This is a genomic window from Paenibacillus sp. Marseille-Q4541, assembly GCF_018310695.1.
Taxonomy (GTDB): Bacteria; Bacillota; Bacilli; order Paenibacillales; family Paenibacillaceae; genus Paenibacillus.
In genome coordinates this window covers 17445-34985 of record NZ_JAGXCY010000043.1, presented here as the reverse complement: position 1 = coordinate 34985, position 17541 = coordinate 17445, and the positions used below count along the sequence as shown (strand labels likewise).

Below are 17541 nucleotides of genomic sequence, written 5' to 3'. Positions count from 1 at the left end.
AACTAAACCATTTTGATCTATATATACTCTTGATTGAAGCAACTAAAGGTATTATGAAATTGATTCACTTATTCTAGTTAAAAACCACTGTCTTGTTCTCGTGAACAAGAATCCGATCTTCCACATGCCATTTCACCGCACGAGCAAGTACAACACGTTCAATCGTGCGGCCGATTCTTTTTAGCTCAGGAACATCATCCCGATGACTTACCCGCTCCACGTCCTGCTCAATAATTGGACCGCCATCCAGCTCTTCCGTAACATAGTGAGCTGTTGCTCCAATCAGTTTGACACCGCGGCTATACGCTTGCGCATAGGGTTTACCACCGACGAAGGCCGGTAAGAAGGAATGGTGAATATTAATAATACGATTGCGGTAATGCTCAATAAAGGTTGGTGATATGATCTGCATATATCGAGCCAAGATAATAACATCAATATCCTCGCCAATCACTTCAAGTTGGCGTTGTTCGGCCTCTTTTTTCGTATCCGGAGTCACTGGAATATGATGGTATGGAATACCGAATGACTCCACATAATCTCTCATATCAGGGTGGTTACTTACTACAAGTCCAATATCAGCATCTAGATCCCCTGCCTGCCATTGCCACAGAAGTTCAACAAGGCAGTGATCTTCTTTGGATACAAAAATAGCAAGTTTCTTACGTCTTGCGACATCGGAAATGTACCACTCCATTTGAAATTGTTCAGCTACGGCACGAAAGTCTACTTCTAACTGAGGCAAACGACTAGAAAGCTGCGGAAGATCAAATTCCACTCGCATGAAGAACATACCGCCATCTGGATTCATAGAGTATTGGTCAGATTGTATAATGTTTGCTCCATGCTCGAACAAAAACTTAGAGACCGCTGCTACAATCCCCGGTCCATCCGGACAAGAGATTAGCATACGAGCTCGATCAATATGTGTGGGCCTAACTTGTGCGTGTTTAGCGTGAATATCCATTAATGAAATTTCTCCCCCTTGGTTTAAATCAAAACCTAAGCTTTCACCATCGCTTCTTTGCCAGCAAGCCACCCAATCAAACGATGATTTAATTGCTCCTCTGTAAGTTCAGGGAACAGTGCCGCATTAGCAACCATATCATACAAGCGATCAAGCGGTTCACGCGGATCTGCTTTTTTCGCTTTTGCATCATTTTTGAGAAGTGTCCATGTGTCCAGCACAAAACGGCGGGATTCAATATTTTCGCCTGTGAAGAAATGATTCAATTTCTCAACGTCTTCTAGGAACCCTTCACCAAAACGTGCAGTCACATCTCCACGCAGTAAAGCAATTTCCGCTTCATACATAGGACGCTGCGTTTTGGCATCTTTTCCGATCCAAGGTGTCTCGAGTATAAATGGACGACCTTTGAGCTGCTCATGATGAACAACCCGGTTAATGGTGTCAAATCCGATCCAACCAGCACCAATCGGCGTATGTCTATCTTTCTTCGCTCCCGTTGGATTTTTACTATCATTAATATGAACGACAGCAATGCGGTCAAGACCTACCGTGCGATCGAACTGTTCAAGAACACCATCTAGATCGCCTACAATATCGTATCCGGCATCGTGAATATGGCAAGTGTCCATGCAGATAGTCAAACGTTCATTACGTTCTACTTTATCAATAATACGAGCCAGTTCTTCAAAAGAACGCCCGATCTCTGTACCTTTGCCTGCCATCGTCTCAAGCGCGATATTCACGTCTGTTTCTTGAACTCCATTTAATACTTCATTTAAGCCTTCTGCAATACGCTGAATACCGTAATCTGCATCTTTGTCAGTGAAAGCCCCCGGATGGAGCACGATATTTTTTACTCCTATCGCATGCGTACGGCGAATTTCCTCCTGAAGGAAACTTACTGCCAGTTCATAGGTATGGTCTTTGTAAGAACCAAGATTGATGATGTATGGTGCGTGCACTACAATTTCACCGAATCCGCCTTCTTGCATTGCTTGCTTACCTTCTTCAAGGAACATAGATTCCATTGGTTTACGGCGCGTATTTTGCGGAGCACCCGTATATATCATAAACGAAGAAGAACCGTACGATGACGCTTCTTCCGTAGCTGTTAGCAGGCCCTTGCCCGAAAAGGACACGTGAGAACCGATTTTAAGCATCTTTTATCCCCCTAGATTTTAGAATGTAAAGTTAATTGTAACTTGATTATGATAGCCAAGCAATATGATACTCGTATGTAACATATGCCTCTCATCTTTCCTTCATCTTTGCCCGCAAATTCAGTGAATCTTACATCTAACGAATGAGCAATCTTCTTTGTATCTATCGAAAAATGTTCATTTCTGCGTTATAATTCAAAAATAGGACAATTTTAACAAAAAGGTCTCTCATCAAGAATTCATTTACATAATAGTTTCATTTTAAACACGGCAGATCAGCTTCTACGATTAGAAGCCATTTTCATTTTTTATCTTACTTTATCCCTGAGGTGATTCATATGGACTTTATCCTGATGAACGGAAAGTTAAGTACGGTCATGCCTAGCAATTGGTTTATGAACTCTCTTGTTTTTTGGGGATTTATCATGCTAGGAAGTATGGTCGTTGGTGGTTTTTTTATGTTTCGAAAGTTTTTGAAAGTGCTTCCGAAGGCGGATGGCAAATCCAAGCTGGATTGGCAGAACCACTGGGTAGAAGCAAGCCGTCATTTATGGACGGAAGATGCAAAAAGTTTTTTGGACGAGCTGGTTCAGCCCGTACCGGGTCCTTTTCGTGATATTGCTAAACATTCCATTGCAGCCGAGATCGGTAAGATCGCTCTCCAGCAAGGTGCTGAGGAAGTGACAAGAGATCATTGTATTAAAGGATATATTGTAGCTACACCCAAAAGAGATAACCGGTTCCTTGTTACGTTTCTTGATCAGAAACAAATCGACTACAAACCTTACAAACATCTAATGAATAAATAAGTAAGATGCATGAAACTGCTATGTAACCTGGTAACGACAAGAGCAACATAACTTGACTCAACGATCTACTGGGTTGGGTAAACAACTGCTACATTTTTGAAAAGTCTTCTTAGTATTTAGGAAGGCTTTTTTTATTATCATCAGAACTTCTAATCCTGATTATCAATTGTAATGAAACATAGCTTCGTTATTCTTGTAAAATGTATATTTCATCTTTAGAGTGGGACGTATGTATTGGTAATGGTTTATATAGAATATAGCCATAAGATGGGAGAGAATATATCAAATGAAGCTTGCCATATGTGGGGGCACCGGATTTATAGGAAGTCAACTTGCTAACTACTGGATAAAACAAGGGCATGAAGTCTTCATTGTTACGAGAAAAGTTAGAGAAAACCATACGGATTCGTACCAATATATTACCTGGGATGAATGGGCTAGTAATCCCCATCTACTTGAGTCACTGGATGCAGTCGTTAATCTGGCCGGAGAATCACTGAATCAGCGATGGACGGCCGAAGCAAAAACAAAAATACTTCAATCTCGCCTTGATTCGGTTCATCAATTGGGAGATATCATTGATCGATTAGAAAACAAGCCTAAAGCCGTGATTCAATCTTCAGCCGTCGGCATTTATGGAACATCTCGAATAGATACGTTTAATGAGTATTCACCAGTAACAACTGAAGATTTTCTATCTGATGTGTGTATACAGTGGGAAGATGCGGCTGAAAAAAGATTTGCAAACACAAGACTAGTTAAAATTAGAACCGGCCTTGTGCTTGGCAATAAAGGTGCCTTCCCTCTTATGAGAATGCCTTATAAGATAGGAGTCGGCGGTCCTATTGGGGATGGGAAGCAGTGGGTTTCTTGGATACATATCCAGGATATGATCAAGCTAATTGATTTTGCTGTGCGTACTCCTGATATGAGAGGTCCTATGAATGCGTCCTCCCCACATCCGGTCACTAATGAAGAATTCGGGAAGACGATCGGAGAAGTTCTTCACCGTCCGCATTGGTTTCCTGTTCCCTCTTTTATGATGAAAGCTTTGCTTGGCGACATGTCTATTCTAATTCTAGAAGGTCAAAAAGTATTTCCTGATAAAGCTCAGGAATATGCCTTTCGCTTTGACTATTCACGCTTGAAAGAAGCGATCACTCAGCTTCAAGATAACTAAACATAATGAAATGTATATTTGGTCTCAGCAATTATAAAGAAATCCCCTTCTTCGAGTGGATATTCCTTATAGGGAACCATTGGTTTGTCTAACAACAACGTACCGTTCATGGAATTCAAATCTTTGATGCAGTATTGGTCTTTGGATGCGCTGATTTCAATATGAGCCCTAGAAGTTCCCTTCCCATTCTCCACGAACTGGGACACTTCCTCAGAACGTCCAATAATAAAACTCCCTGTACCTAGTTCAATTCGTTCTACTGATCCAAGGGGCGATTGCCGTTCCAATATGCCTTTTTTTGAGGTTAGGATAGCGGACTGAGCTGGGTTATCAGCACTTTGTACTGAATCTGTAAGAAGAACCGTTGCCTGCGCATGGGAAGAATTCAGCAGCTGGGTATTATGACGCAAAGAATCGTAGTAACTAGCTGCTGTTTCACTAGATCCATTTTCTAATGCTTCTGATGCTGAAAAAGAAAGGTTTGATCCAAGCGCTTCTAATTTGTAAGAAGTATTTGAACTTTGAATATTCATTTCACGGTAAGATTCATCACCATGCTGAGTCTCTGTGTTCCAGCGCCACGGCTCGGTATTTTCTTTGTTTTTATCCTTACCACCAAAAATCCCTCGCTTTCCTAATACGGGTGTGGAAGTCTCCTCTCGTTGCCCCTGAAATAAGGGGAAGGAAGAAGAAGACTCAACGTCAGGGAAATCACTGCTCGTGGAATAAACATCTTTTTTCGTTTTTTTACCTAAAACGAGTTTCCCTACCGATAACATATAAGCCGCAACAGCTAGAACTACTGTCAAAACAACACAAATTGCAAGTCTTACCGTTGTTGGCTCATCCATATATATAAATCTCCATACTATAGATGCAACGAGTAGCCCTCCCAGCCAGTAATAAATAGGTTTAGAAGGTTTTGTATCTACTTCCTCATCTTCTTTAGAAAGTATCGTGCCACGCATAGAATCTGCTGCTGAATCAGGACGTAATGAGCCTATTTGCTCAAATGGAGCATTCTTAAAAGGAACTGATGAATGAGAGACCTGGCTTGAACGATTAGGCAATTCGGAAATTTTAGTTCTAGGAATCGATGTAGATCTCTGTAATCCAGCTATAACATTACCGGGCCCATTTAGCGGGTTTTGAGTTTTCGTCTGATCCCTGTTGTCAAAAGAAGCATGTGGATTCAACATGTCTTGTGAAATATCCGTTTTTACAGAGGATTTACCTTCTACTTCTGACTCACTCAGCAGCAATTCAGTCAAAAGTTCCTGCAAGTTCACAAGCTGAAAATTACTGTCATTGCAGAGTTGAATAATTCTTTGGATGCCCGAGCCCTCAAGCGCTTTGACGTAAAGCATCAACCTGATGACCATTTGGTTCAGCTGGAGGGGTACAGATTCTACTTCCTTTTCAAAGGGGGCAGGAATATAGCATAAATAAACTTTCGCTTCTTCTAGTGTATCCGTAGTAAAAATATAGTCTTCGTGTAATACATACCTCTGTTCATCAAGCATGTACTGAGGACAAGAAAGTAAGGTTTGAGTTACTTGCAAGAGCAGTTGAAAAAGTCCTTTTAAAGTTAGCTTCTCATATCTTGCCGTTTGGGAAAGCATTTTTTTACCCGTGATATCATAGATAAAAGTGACCTCTTGATTAATTTCTTTAATGGACATCCCCAGATGACCAGGAACAGCATTCGAAATAAGCATTTGCAGCTGTACCTCACTCAGATCATTCCGAATAAACCCTCCTGTTTTATCAATCGTCATCATTGCTTTACCGTTATGTATAAAATCTCGTTTTAAGCCAATCATAACGTCTCTCCTTTGTACGCAAACCCGTTATACTCCTATAGAGGTCATCAACTGAAAGCTACTTTACAAATAATAAAGGCCGCAAACACTAATAAATCCAGGCAACACGGCAATCATAAAGGGAAATCGGAGTCCTTCCTTAATCGGATGGTAGGTGTGATCTGAACTAGAAGGTACAATCCCTGGAACTATTCGTCCAGTTATATATAAGATCGTCTTACCCAATCTTTGCACGGCCTGTTTTTTCCATAACAAAATAATGAAACCAATCGCACCAGCAATAATAATGGAGTACACCATAGCTTGAACCGTAAACAAGACCCCTGTCCATGCACCAATACCCCCGAAGATTTTGACATCTCCTGCGCCCACCGCCCCAAAGAGATAAAGTACAAACATCATTCCAAAACCAGTAGCAAGTCCGCTTATACTCATCAGAATTCCTTGTATCCCGTCCATAACCAAATGTACGATCAGCCCACTAATCATAGCTGACAAGGATAATAGATTCGGAATTCGCATTGTTCTGATGTCTGTAATAAACGCAGCGAATACAAAAATTCCACATCCATAGTAAACCATTTCCATAACATATCCACTTCCTTTATGACTTTGAAGCAACCTCAAACATAACTTCCAACCTAGCTCCGTCACTTGTTTCAATAACAAATGGCCACGTTCCTGGCGTTGTTCTCGTACCCACAAACCAGGTCCACTCCACATACCCATTCTCGTCTGCCGTAGCCCACCCTACATGCTTCGCAGTGCTCTCCCCTGTTTTGTAAAAAACCGACAAGTTTGCAGAAGCCCCTGGCGTAATTTTGGCACGAATGGTTGCCTGCCTAGCTATATAAGCCGGTTCTGGCTTAGACAAAAGTGAAACATTTCCTTTTGAGTCTGAATTTCCATCCCCTTCTGATGTTCCTTCGTCCGTAGCGCCAATCCAGATTCTCTCTTTGCTACTAGCCTGGATTCGAATGCTTTTCCCTATAAAAGGTACTTTGAGCGGCAACTCGTACGTTAGCTCAACGCCAAAATATGGATTTGTATTTTCTTTGAGATTCGGTAAATCAATCCCATTTACATGAATCCGGTCGTATTCGAGTACGGTATTCTCGATTACAGGAGAGATCAGCGGCTTAATAACTGGGTCCAGAACGGTTTCCGAAGCAGAACTTTGCAGATGTAGAAGAGGCGCTTCTCCACTTGCAGCTGCCATAGAAGCCCATTCACCAATAGGTTCGGGCAGCGCAGAAGCATATTTTGCAACCATATCGGTAAGAGACAACTCAGGAATAGGAAAAATCCCTCCATCACCTGAACCTGGGAGTCCCATACCATTCCATCCCGAATCTACTGCTCCAGCCGCATCAACTGCGAGAGATACAGGGTACATATGCGCAGATATCTTTTTTGCTGTTTCCGATGCAGCCGTTTGCAAGGCAGTTACAAACAAAGTCATCTGAACGAAATAAATCAGAAATACAATAAAAAAAAGAAAAATGGGCATGACGAGAGAAGCATCGAGTACAATACTCCCCTTGTCCGACATCATATGATTGTCTTTCTTATTACTCCGTCTATAGCGCTTATTTTGGATTCTCATTATCTATTAGCCCCTAATAATTATGAACTGGAAAGTCTAGTAGGAGTAATCCGACTGAAGCGTGATATAGACATCACCATTCTCAACACGGTCAGCACTTCCGGAAATGACTCCTAACATTTTGGTTATTCCAGGCAAGAACCATAACTTCATTCTCATTCCTGTCACCCCTGATGCATAGGTATATGTTTTCGTTAGATCAACATCGGTGTTCAAGCGTATCAAAGCCATCATTCGTGACATTTTCTTCTCGTTATTACTGTGTGCAAGCAGAAATAAGCGTAGATGATCTCGATAGGTTACTGATATTTGCTTTGCATATTTGGACAATTCTACTTTTCCATCGTCAGCAAGGGACGTCATGTCGGCAAGCGCATGTTCTAATCCATAGAGGATCGCTTTGGAAAGAATAAGGAGCGGATTACCAAGTTTACTGCTCTCTACAAGGCCCTCCATCGTTCGTATCGCAAGACGTATTGTAAACACCTCACCATATGCTGCCGTAATATTTCCGTAAGGGTTATGAAAACCGTAAATAATGTACTCGAGTTCCTGACTCTCTGGTAGAAAAAAAACTTCCGGTTCTAGTGTACTGTTATTTGTCTTGCTTCCTGCTAACATAGATAGATCAACTGATCTGAAGTAATGCATTGCATATTCATTCTGAAATAGTTCATCTCCTAGGACATCGACAAACCCTGCCATACCTCCAAACATCTGATCCATGTTTGCCATCGCATCACCGCCAGCATCGTAGGGATCATCGGACATTTCTGTGCCAACTGACTCTTCACTGCTAGTTTGATTAAAAGTAATACTCTCATCGTAATAACCTTTGAGTTCATTAAACTGCTTTGTGCTCTCTTCAAGTCCTGCCGTAGCCACTAATAATTTGATTTTATTTTGGGCTTCATTCAGTTTCTGCTGGGACTGTTTGTCTACCTTAGCTCTTTCTTTATCAGCTGCCCTGTAATCATCAATTTGTTTCGCCGATTGGTCTATCAAATTACTGCCACCTGATCTTACGTAGCTATCCATATATCGGTCGATTTCCTTATTTGCCGATAGCACCACGCTTCTTTTATGAAAGGAGTCACCGTCAGTTAGATTGCGAAGCGAAGTTTCGGCAGTGGCCACTTTTTGATCTGCATTTGCGAATTCTGTTAACTGCTGATTCTGACTCTCGATAAAAGCAGTAAACTCGGAATCTTTACGTAACAGCTCTTCTGTTTTTTTACGCAATTCTTCTCCATTCAGATTTCCCGATGCCGGTATGCCCTTGCCTGGCGTACTGGCCTGTCCTACTTTGTCATACGCCTGATTAGCAGCTCTTGCCTCTCCATCCTTAATGACTTGCCTCATCTGTTCATTCAGCTGCTTCGCTTCCTGTATGAGTCCGTTCGCTTCATCAATCTTTTGCTTATGTGTGTTCATTGCCTCAGTTCGGGCCTTGCCTACTTGAAGCAATACGCGTGATAGCTCCATCCGATATTCACTTAGCTCCACACCATAGATTCTTTTGATCGGCTCTCTTGCCTCATCCTCTGTATATTTAGAGTAATAATCACTATATTTTGCAGCTCCATCTGCCAACGTACGAATGTTCCCTCCTAGCGGACTGTCACTAAAATAACTACTTGGGGGATCCATGACCCTTTTTGCAACTGCTGTAGCCATTTGTGCTGCTTCTCTTCTTTTCTCAATCGCCTGCTCAAGCAGCTTCTCCCGCTTATCATACAATTTCTGTAATTTTCGAAGGACATCAACACTATGAGCAGCCTGTTTCAGTTCCTCAGAGAGCGGCTTAAACCTAGTGACGGCTTCATATAAAAAATCGACAGGGGCTTTATACTTCATCTCTTCCTGAATCTGTTGATTAAAATGATCATACTTGCCGAGTTCACGTTCAAAATTAAGTCCTGAACTATCTAGCTCCATCGGTATAATGGATACGCCATCCTTATGCGGAATCGGCTTCGTACTGTCATTCAGTACTTTAGACATAATGAAATCTCCTTGCTCCCCACTATGTGCAAACAAACCGTATCTTTGCTGAAGTTCTGGCATGTAAGAGGACATAACTGAACGTACAGCAGCATGAGACAATCGCTCGGTCTGAACTTTCATTGCGGCGATTCTTGCATAATCTATGAATACAGCAACGAACATAAAAATGACCGCCAAAACCAATGCCAGAAAAATTGTCACCGCTCCGGATTCCGATTCCCCCTTTTTAAACAATCCTTTCCTCCTCCCGTCATCTTCGTTTATTTTCCCATCAGTTTTTCTAGTATTTGAGCAATTTCTGATGGATTCCCGGGCGTTCCCATTCCAGAGAATCGCGCTCCATAATATCGAAGCAACTCGATGTTGCGAATAAATTCATCTGGCTCGACAACAGCTGCTCTTCCTGAAAAATAAATTTTGCGATCTGGAGAAAGCAAAAATCCTATCATAGGTAATGAAACGAATTGATCTATCTTCGTTGTTATCTGACGATTCATTAGCTTATTCTCATACTCCATAGTCCCACTGTATGCCGGCGGTAAAGATGTAGTCGTCTGGCTCATTTTCTGTGCCGTAAGATTTCCTTCTGCTACCTCACTAGGAACCGGTATAGAGGAAGTAGATTCCGCTCCAAATGTGCCGAAAAGTGAACCTAGCATGTGATCATCGGCTAATCTCCAGTACAAACGATCGTATTCGCTCTCTGGGAATGCTCCTGTCTTCGGTTCCTTGTGACTGTTCTCCCAGCTATATGAAGAACGTTCTGCTGATGCGGAGGCGTATTGAGATAACATCGATTTTTGAAATAGCAAAACGCAAAAGAACATGAGCAGACATAACGTGAACAAAATGACAGGAAACACGAGGGAGGCTTCAAAGGTGAAGCTCCCTTCGTCATTTTTTAAATGTTTTTTCAATTTAAGAACCTTATTTGAAGAATTCATCACTTTTTGTACCAACTTGATTCAGTAGTTTGTTGACGATCGAAGTAATTTCATTCTTAAATATTAGACCAATCACAATAATTACTCCGATAATTAAGATCATCTCCAGCGTACCCAGGCCATCCTCTTCCTCCCAGAAACTGATCATCTTGTTTTTAACCATTGTTAACATTCCATTTCCTCCTATAAATTCATCATCATAAACGAGGGTGCACCAACCATAATTACAATTACCAAAAAAATAAGAACCATTGGGAATACAAGCTTTGAGGAAGCTTGTTCCCCCTTCGTACGGCTAAGGGATTTTCGTTTTTCCCACAGTACTCGCGACAAATCACGAAGGTAAAGTACAAAATCATTGCCACCCCTCCGAAAGTTAAGCAGTACTGTAGTTGTAAAAATAGACACTTCCTGAATACCGCATCGTTTGCTAAACTGCTCAAAAGCTTGCTGAAACGAATACCCACTATTCCATTCAGCTATCATTTGCCCAAGTTCTAAGTACAATGGATGCTCTGATCCTTGTTTCCGCTCCGTACAGTGGATGATCGCCTTCTGCACGGTTTCCCCAGCACCAACTAGTAGTACTACTTTGTTAAGAAACTCCGGTAATTCCATTAAAATATCTTGTTCTCGAAGCTTCACCTTCTCATGCAGATCCTTCAGCTGAGCAAATGGAATAACTATAGCAAGAATAAGACCGAAAGCAATCCCCATCAGTTGCCCTTCTAAACCTACCGTGAGTGCCGCTCCTCCAATTAGAGCAAGCCAGCTGTATACGAGGATCTCGGCAAGAAATAGCATCATTTTTTCATGACCATGTTTGGGTCCATACGCTCTCTGGATCGAGTGTTGCACACGGTAAATAAATACAGGTAATCTTCTTGTCAGCTCCAGACGTTCTATTAAACTTATAAATGGTGCATGCAGTTTACGAAAACGCAGACCCGGCATATCTACCTGATTAAGTCTCTGAAATCTCACTTTTGCTGTTCTATTTGCAAGGATCCACCATATTCCTAGTAGCGCAGCTATCGAACCACAAATGATAATCACAAGGTCATCTCCCTTACACCCGGATATTCATAATTCGGTTCACCCATAAAAAACAAGCAAATAAAATTACGATAGATACACTTGAGATCACATATCCGGCGGGACTATACAAAGGAGCGAGAAACTCCGGTGAAGCAACACTAAGAACAAACAAAAATACAAAAGGTGCTGCAAACATCGCTTTAGACTCAAACTTTTTCTGGGAAACGGTTACCGCAATTTCTTGCTGTATATCCAGCTTTTCTCCAATGACCGAAGAAGTTCTTCTCACCACTTCAACGAGATCGCCCCCAGTGCGCTTACAAGTTACAAACACATCCGCGAAATTCGTAATATCCTCCATTTGGGCTCGGTTGGCAAAATCAAGCAAGGCTTCCTCGATGGGCTGACCATACTCCATTCGTGTGCAAATAATGGTGAACTCGCGAATCAGGTCGTGGTCCGCTTGCGGATCCAGCATTCGAAGGTCCAGCACAGCCTCTCTGAACGCATTTTCTACTGATTTCCCTGCTGCAAGAGAGGAGGATAAAGAATAGAGTGCCTGCTTAAAATGAAGACTTAATGCAGAACGTCGCTTTTCTAGCAGATAGCGGTTATAGTATTTTGGAGTTAGCAGCGATGCTGAGGCTAACACTAAGCTCATCACCCAGTGATGATAGAACAGGTAGCCTATACTGCAAAAAAGGATCACACTAACCGTGATACATAATGCCCTTTGCCGACTGCTTAACGTATGTACCGAATAATCTGACAGTTTGCTGTCAGGCTGTACCGATGATTGTTTTTTATTCTTTCGTACGGCTCCCATGCTTACATTCACGTATATCACCTCTCTAAACTACTCCTCTTCAAATGGATACCTAATACCGGCTGCCAGCAGCTTGTCCACGTGTATGAGCGAAGAGGATGTGCGGACGAGTTCACCTACGATGCGTCCTTCTAATTCATCACGTTCCTGAAAACGATACAGACTATTCAACCTCACCTCCCCATCATCCATTCCGATGACTTCACTGATCTCGGTAACTCGCCTTGAACGATCTCGAAGTCTGGACAAATGGACAAAGACATCAATAGCTGAACTTATCTGCTGCCTGACTACAACAATAGGAAGATCTGCCCCGCTAAGTACCATGGTCTCTAAGCGACTGACCATATCTACAATACTGTTCGCATGGCCCGTTGATAACGAACCATCATGCCCAGTATTCATCGCCTGCAGCATGTCCAAAGCTTCACCTCCCCGTACCTCTCCAACAATAATTCGATTGGGTCTCATACGTAATGAAGAACGAATCAACTCTCGTATCGATATTTCCCCTCTGCCTTCCGTGTTGGCATTTCGTGTCTCCAGTGAGACAAGATTCGGAACCGTAACAATCTGTAGCTCGGCTGAATCCTCTATCGTAATGATCCGCTCACTACTAGGGATATATTGAGATAAGGCATTGAGGAATGTGGTCTTCCCTGATCCGGTTCCTCCGCTAATAAAGATGTTGTATTTACTCTTTACTAGCTTTTGCAGCAGTTCTGCGGCCTCTTCTGATAGCGCACCAATCCGAACAAGATCCTCCATCCGCATCGGTTTTTCGGGAAACTTACGGATGGTCATGGTTGGTCCCTTCAATGCAATAGGTGGCAGTACGATATTCACCCGTGATCCGTCTTTCAGTCTTGCATCCACAATAGGAGATGATTCGTTAACGATCCGGTTTACCCCTGACACTATCGACTGAATAATATCTTCGAGCCGGTCTGCAGATTCAAATGCGACAGGCAGCTGCCTGACTTCACCGCGTTCTTCGATAAAAATTTCATGGTGGCTGTTGATCATAATTTCCGTAATATTCGGGTTATCTACAAGCGGTTGTAGAATATCAAGCCCTCGGAAGGAATCGTACAGCCGTTTAATTACCGCTTGCTTTTCTCCTGAAGTCAGATGAGCAAGGTCTTGATGAAAGAGTACCCTACGCTCGATATGCTCCATGAGTTCGTTATCCCCTGCAGTTGAAGTTACATCCAGACCTGAACGGACTGCCTTGCGAAGTTCCTTGAACCAAACTTCATTCATCCTATATTCTCCCTGTTCAAAACACCAAGAGCTTCACAAAGCTTACCCATTTCCTTCTGATAAATAGGCGAACTCAGCAGTAAATCAGGTTCCCGCATCTGTTTCCATGAGGGGATATAAGGAAGATAATGTTCAGCTATAACCCCTCCTCCAGGCAGTTCATTAACTAAGCTTCCCGTGTAGCGATTAATGAGGTATAACGTCTTTCCTACGATATTTGCGTATTTCTCAGGGTCAGTTTGCTCATGAAACTTCATCCATTCCTTACACTTGTTCATCGTGTGAAGATCATCTGATAGAAGCCATACAAGCAAGCCTGACTCCTCCATGACTGCTTCCGAACGTGGATCCCACACGGAATCATGATCTGCAATGATAAAATGGTATTGACCTAAGCCCGCAATTTGCTTTATCAGTTCGCTTGTATCTGATTTACTCATCTGTAGTAGCTCTTTCCGATTTCTTGCAGGGACAAAACAATCCGCTAGAATCCGTTCATTACGCATCGTATACGGTCTAATATCTAATGCCTCATCCTTCTCTCCATGAAAAACACTTCCTGAAGCTTTCTTTGCTCTCAGCTGGTATAATAGTTGGCTGAAGGAATCAGCTGATTCTGATTTCATTACTGAAGATGCTGTATGCAAAAATGGCCCTGTACTGTCGATTGTCTCTAGGTTTAGATAAAACACGGAATAACCGGACCGTCCTAATTGCTTAGCTAGATTCAGTGCAACAGTTGTTTTACCGCAGCCTCCAGAAGCCGAAGTGACCCCGATTACCCATGTCTGTTCTCCGGAGAATCCGCCCCTTTCTCTTCTTCTACTACTTATCAGCCGTTCTTCCCATTTGGCTAAAATCACAGGTAAGGGCTGATATTTCATGATCTTACTTGGACTCTCCTCAACAAAAGACTGCTCCGTAAAAATAAGAGCCGGTACCTTTTCTGCGTATGGACCCGTAAGCCACTTTTCCACAAAAAGCTCTTCACCCACTACCAGATCTGGGAGAGATGTTGGAATGAGTACCTCCATGTATCTAGACATCGCTTCTGGCTGTGAGAAAGCTGTAACCTGAAATTTGGCTGAATACTCACTCCCTTGTACATAATCAAGTAACGCCTCCACATATTCCAGACTGGCACTTGCGAGCAACACTTTTTTCATAGATATGCAAACCTCTCCCCTTCCGCAGCACAAAAAAAAGCACCGCCCATTGCCGCAATTTCTTGCGGTGAATGGACGGTGCTTCCGTCACGTACTGATTAAGTTATCGCTAGATTAGCATAATTTACCACATTCATCAAGAACAAATTTACTTCTTTCTTATGTATGACATATAAAATAGAAACGAATACCGAGTAAGGTTAGCAAACATTCGTTCCCTTTTTCTCTTAAATATAGTACACTTAGAAGATCCATGCATACATATTATACATCTTAGAATGGAGTGATTTCATGTCTTTATTGAGGCGCTGGGTAATTCCCCTTGTTCTCTGTGTTACCGTCTTTATTGCTGGATGTGGTGAGATTCAGCTTCCAGATTCCAATACCGATACGACAACAAATACTTCAAATACGGACCACGAATACCCTAGAATTCCCGTTACCCTCGACCGGGCTGTTGACGGAGATACACTGAAGGTAATGTATGAAGGCAAAAGCGAATCTCTCCGTTTGCTGCTGGTTGACACTCCTGAAACTTCACACCCTAAACTCGGTGTACAACCGCTGGGCAAGGAAGCAAAGGAATATACCAAGCAACTGCTGGAGCAAGCGAAACAAATCGAACTCGAATTTGATATCGGGCCGAATCGTGATAAGTACTCCCGGCTGCTCGCTTACGTCTATGTGGATGGAGTGATGCTCCAGGAATCACTACTTAAGAAAGGTTATGCGCGAGTCGCATATATCTATCCTCCGAATGTTCGCTATGTGGACACGTTTGAAGCTATTCAGAACAAAAGTAAACAGCAAGCGCTAGGCATCTGGGAATTTGAAAACTATGTACAGAAGGACGGATTCCACCCTAGTGAATTTGAGAAGAAAAGTAGTACCACTTCCGCAGGCACATCTGGAGGTAAAGATAGTAACTCTTCCAACCAAAACAGTACAAATGGAAACAGTTCTACTAGCGGAACTGGATCTTCTCATGGTACTAGCGGTTCATCTACTCCGCCGAACAACACTTGCACCATCAAGGGGAATATCAATTCCAAAGGCGAGAAGATTTATCACACCACTGCATCTCGTAATTACAAATCAACCAATCCGGAGACTTGGTTTTGTACAGAAGAGGAAGCTGTAGCAGCAGGCTATAGAGCTCCAAAAAACTAAACACAACAAAAGGGGCAGCCAATCTCTACACACACAGATTAGCTGCCCTTTTCCCTTTTAATGTTATCTATAAAAACCGCTTCCGAATATCGGGAGTAGGCAACATACAGGCATCATCTTCGTCCCTGCCGAACCAGCGGTAACGATTACGAGCCACCACATTATATATCCTGTCCCGGATAAACGGAGGTATGATGAAAAATACAGAACCCAGCTTATAAGGATAACCCAGCTTTTTAGAAATACGAAGTGCAGCAGATGAACGAGTGTAATACGTTCCTTTTTCTATAAGTACAAAAGTATCCATTGCATTAAGAGACAATCCGCCATGTGCGAGTAAATTCTGACCGATCTCCGACTGAAGCGAAGCAAAGTGAAAACGCCCCTGTTTGTCCCGCTGAATAATCAACTTGGTAAGTCCCTGACACAAATGACAGACTCCATCTATAAGCACAATATCAATATTCATATACTGATCCATGTCGGAATGAGATTCTCTGACCATCCACACGCCCCCTTATGCAGCGTAGCTTTCTTTCTAAGCTCTATAAGAATATAGAAAAAAAGCGCCGTGATCTCACGGACGCTCATCACTACAAACTATCACTACTTGATAGCTTGTTCGATCAATTGGTTATCCATAATTTGCTCATGAATATCATTTGCGAATTTCTCCATACATTTGCAAATGAAATCCTTACGGCATACCGGGCAAGGAGTCTTCTGAAGACGGCTGATGCTAGTCATGTGCCATTCCGGTTTACTGGAATAGAATACACGGCAACGCGTTCCATCCTGAAGCTTCATTGTGAACTCGTAAAGTCCGGATTCTTCATTACGACTGGCAGTTGTTAAGTCAACAATCTGGGGTCTATAAGACATGTAATCACCTGTGATTTCAAATTTATTCATGCCACGTACATATTAGTACTTAGTCATATTAAAGAATTTTAACCCCGATGTCAAATCAATATACCCATCCACTACAACATTCTTTGAACCTATAATAAAGTCCCTTATAAAAGAGAGGACCTTGGCGTTCCCACCAAGGTCTTCTTGATCAGTGCGAAAGATAGTCTATATTAGAAGCTGCCCTCCGCAAGATACTTCTTTTTCATTCCTTTATACGTATTAAACTACGTTAAGTTCAACTGGAATATTACCACGAGTTGCTTTGGAATAAGGGCAGAAGTCATGCGCTTTTTTAGCCAGATCTTCTGCTTGTGCACGATCTACACCTGGAATCTTCACATCGAGGCGAACGGCAAGTTGGAATCCATCATCTTTAGGATCCTTGCCGATCATTACATTACTAGTTACCTCAACATCACTAAGTTTCACGCCTTCTTTGCGAGCGATATTGGCAAGTGCACTCTCGTAACATGCGCCATACCCTGCTGCAAACAGTTGCTCCGGATTCGTAGCATTCCCGCCTGCTCCGCCTAATTCTTTTGGAGTGGATAAGTCGTGACGAAGTACTCCGTCAGATGTTTCGAATGAACCGTCTCTTCCTCCACGTACTGTTGCGCTTGCTGTATACAATGCTTCCATGATAATCGCTCCTTCACCTATAAAAGAT

18 protein-coding genes are annotated in these 17541 nt (G+C 42.4%); 3 read left to right on the top strand and 15 right to left on the bottom strand.

The window, feature by feature from the left end:
- Window positions 1-73: 73 nt before the first annotated feature.
- Complete coding sequence (gene purU / locus KFT32_RS24355; protein ID WP_211750003.1) at window positions 74-967, bottom strand: formyltetrahydrofolate deformylase; 894 nt, start codon at window positions 965-967, stop codon at window positions 74-76.
- Between the two features lie 35 nt (window positions 968-1002).
- Entirely contained in the window at window positions 1003-2130 is a 1128-nt protein-coding gene (locus KFT32_RS24350) for a deoxyribonuclease IV (RefSeq protein ID WP_211750002.1), read from the bottom strand.
- A gap of 338 nt (window positions 2131-2468) precedes the next feature.
- Here KFT32_RS24350 and KFT32_RS24345 point away from each other — a divergent pair, with 338 nt between their 5' ends.
- Window positions 2469-2939 carry a DUF2621 domain-containing protein gene (locus KFT32_RS24345; RefSeq protein WP_283246469.1) on the top strand — a complete coding sequence of 157 codons (471 nt, stop codon included), beginning with the start codon at window positions 2469-2471 and terminating at the stop codon, window positions 2937-2939.
- Between the two features lie 286 nt (window positions 2940-3225).
- Window positions 3226-4119, top strand: coding sequence for a TIGR01777 family oxidoreductase (locus KFT32_RS24340; RefSeq protein WP_211750001.1), 894 nt, complete (start codon window positions 3226-3228; stop codon window positions 4117-4119).
- Here the strand turns inward: KFT32_RS24340 and KFT32_RS24335 are convergent.
- The 10 genes from KFT32_RS24335 to KFT32_RS24290 form a co-directional block, all read right to left on the bottom strand.
- Window positions 4116-5942, bottom strand: coding sequence for a DUF6382 domain-containing protein (locus KFT32_RS24335; protein ID WP_211750000.1), 1827 nt, complete (start codon window positions 5940-5942; stop codon window positions 4116-4118). The genes KFT32_RS24340 and KFT32_RS24335 overlap by 4 nt on opposite strands.
- Before the next feature lie 63 nt (window positions 5943-6005).
- On the bottom strand, window positions 6006-6530 hold the full coding sequence (locus KFT32_RS24330) for an A24 family peptidase (protein WP_211749999.1): 525 nt from the start codon (window positions 6528-6530) through the stop codon (window positions 6006-6008).
- 16 nt (window positions 6531-6546) lie between these two features.
- Window positions 6547-7548: a TadE family protein gene (locus KFT32_RS24325; RefSeq protein WP_249436110.1), complete on the bottom strand. Its 1002-nt coding sequence runs from the start codon at window positions 7546-7548 to the stop codon at window positions 6547-6549.
- A 36-nt stretch (window positions 7549-7584) separates the two neighbouring features.
- Window positions 7585-9789: a hypothetical protein gene (locus KFT32_RS24320; protein ID WP_211749998.1), complete on the bottom strand. Its 2205-nt coding sequence runs from the start codon at window positions 9787-9789 to the stop codon at window positions 7585-7587.
- A 26-nt stretch (window positions 9790-9815) separates the two neighbouring features.
- Window positions 9816-10472 carry a TadE family protein gene (locus KFT32_RS24315; RefSeq protein ID WP_211749997.1) on the bottom strand — a complete coding sequence of 219 codons (657 nt, stop codon included), beginning with the start codon at window positions 10470-10472 and terminating at the stop codon, window positions 9816-9818.
- Window positions 10473-10482: 10 nt separating this feature from the next.
- On the bottom strand, window positions 10483-10671 hold the full coding sequence (locus KFT32_RS24310) for a Flp1 family type IVb pilin (RefSeq protein ID WP_211749996.1): 189 nt from the start codon (window positions 10669-10671) through the stop codon (window positions 10483-10485).
- Window positions 10672-10682: 11 nt separating this feature from the next.
- Complete coding sequence (locus tag KFT32_RS27640; protein ID WP_349304947.1) at window positions 10683-11555, bottom strand: type II secretion system F family protein; 873 nt, start codon at window positions 11553-11555, stop codon at window positions 10683-10685.
- A 13-nt stretch (window positions 11556-11568) separates the two neighbouring features.
- Window positions 11569-12363 carry a type II secretion system F family protein gene (locus KFT32_RS24300; protein ID WP_211750005.1) on the bottom strand — a complete coding sequence of 265 codons (795 nt, stop codon included), beginning with the start codon at window positions 12361-12363 and terminating at the stop codon, window positions 11569-11571.
- 30 nt (window positions 12364-12393) lie between these two features.
- Entirely contained in the window at window positions 12394-13626 is a 1233-nt protein-coding gene (locus KFT32_RS24295; protein WP_211749995.1) for a TadA family conjugal transfer-associated ATPase, read from the bottom strand.
- Complete coding sequence (locus KFT32_RS24290) at window positions 13623-14792, bottom strand: nucleotide-binding protein (RefSeq protein WP_211749994.1); 1170 nt, start codon at window positions 14790-14792, stop codon at window positions 13623-13625. Before KFT32_RS24290 ends, KFT32_RS24295 begins: the two co-directional genes overlap by 4 nt.
- Before the next feature lie 291 nt (window positions 14793-15083).
- Here KFT32_RS24290 and KFT32_RS24285 point away from each other — a divergent pair, with 291 nt between their 5' ends.
- Window positions 15084-15962 (top strand): thermonuclease family protein, encoded by an 879-nt coding sequence (locus KFT32_RS24285; RefSeq protein ID WP_211749993.1) that lies wholly within the window; start codon window positions 15084-15086, stop codon window positions 15960-15962.
- A gap of 67 nt (window positions 15963-16029) precedes the next feature.
- Here the strand turns inward: KFT32_RS24285 and KFT32_RS24280 are convergent, their stop codons facing one another.
- The 3 genes from KFT32_RS24280 to KFT32_RS24270 all read right to left on the bottom strand — a co-directional run bounded on the left by KFT32_RS24280 (window position 16030) and on the right by KFT32_RS24270 (window position 17513).
- Complete coding sequence (locus KFT32_RS24280) at window positions 16030-16467, bottom strand: thiol-disulfide oxidoreductase DCC family protein (protein ID WP_249436109.1); 438 nt, start codon at window positions 16465-16467, stop codon at window positions 16030-16032.
- A 101-nt stretch (window positions 16468-16568) separates the two neighbouring features.
- Entirely contained in the window at window positions 16569-16844 is a 276-nt protein-coding gene (locus tag KFT32_RS24275) for a hypothetical protein (RefSeq protein ID WP_211749992.1), read from the bottom strand.
- 249 nt (window positions 16845-17093) lie between these two features.
- Entirely contained in the window at window positions 17094-17513 is a 420-nt protein-coding gene (locus KFT32_RS24270) for an organic hydroperoxide resistance protein (RefSeq protein WP_211749991.1), read from the bottom strand.
- Between the last annotated feature and the right edge of the window lie 28 nt (window positions 17514-17541).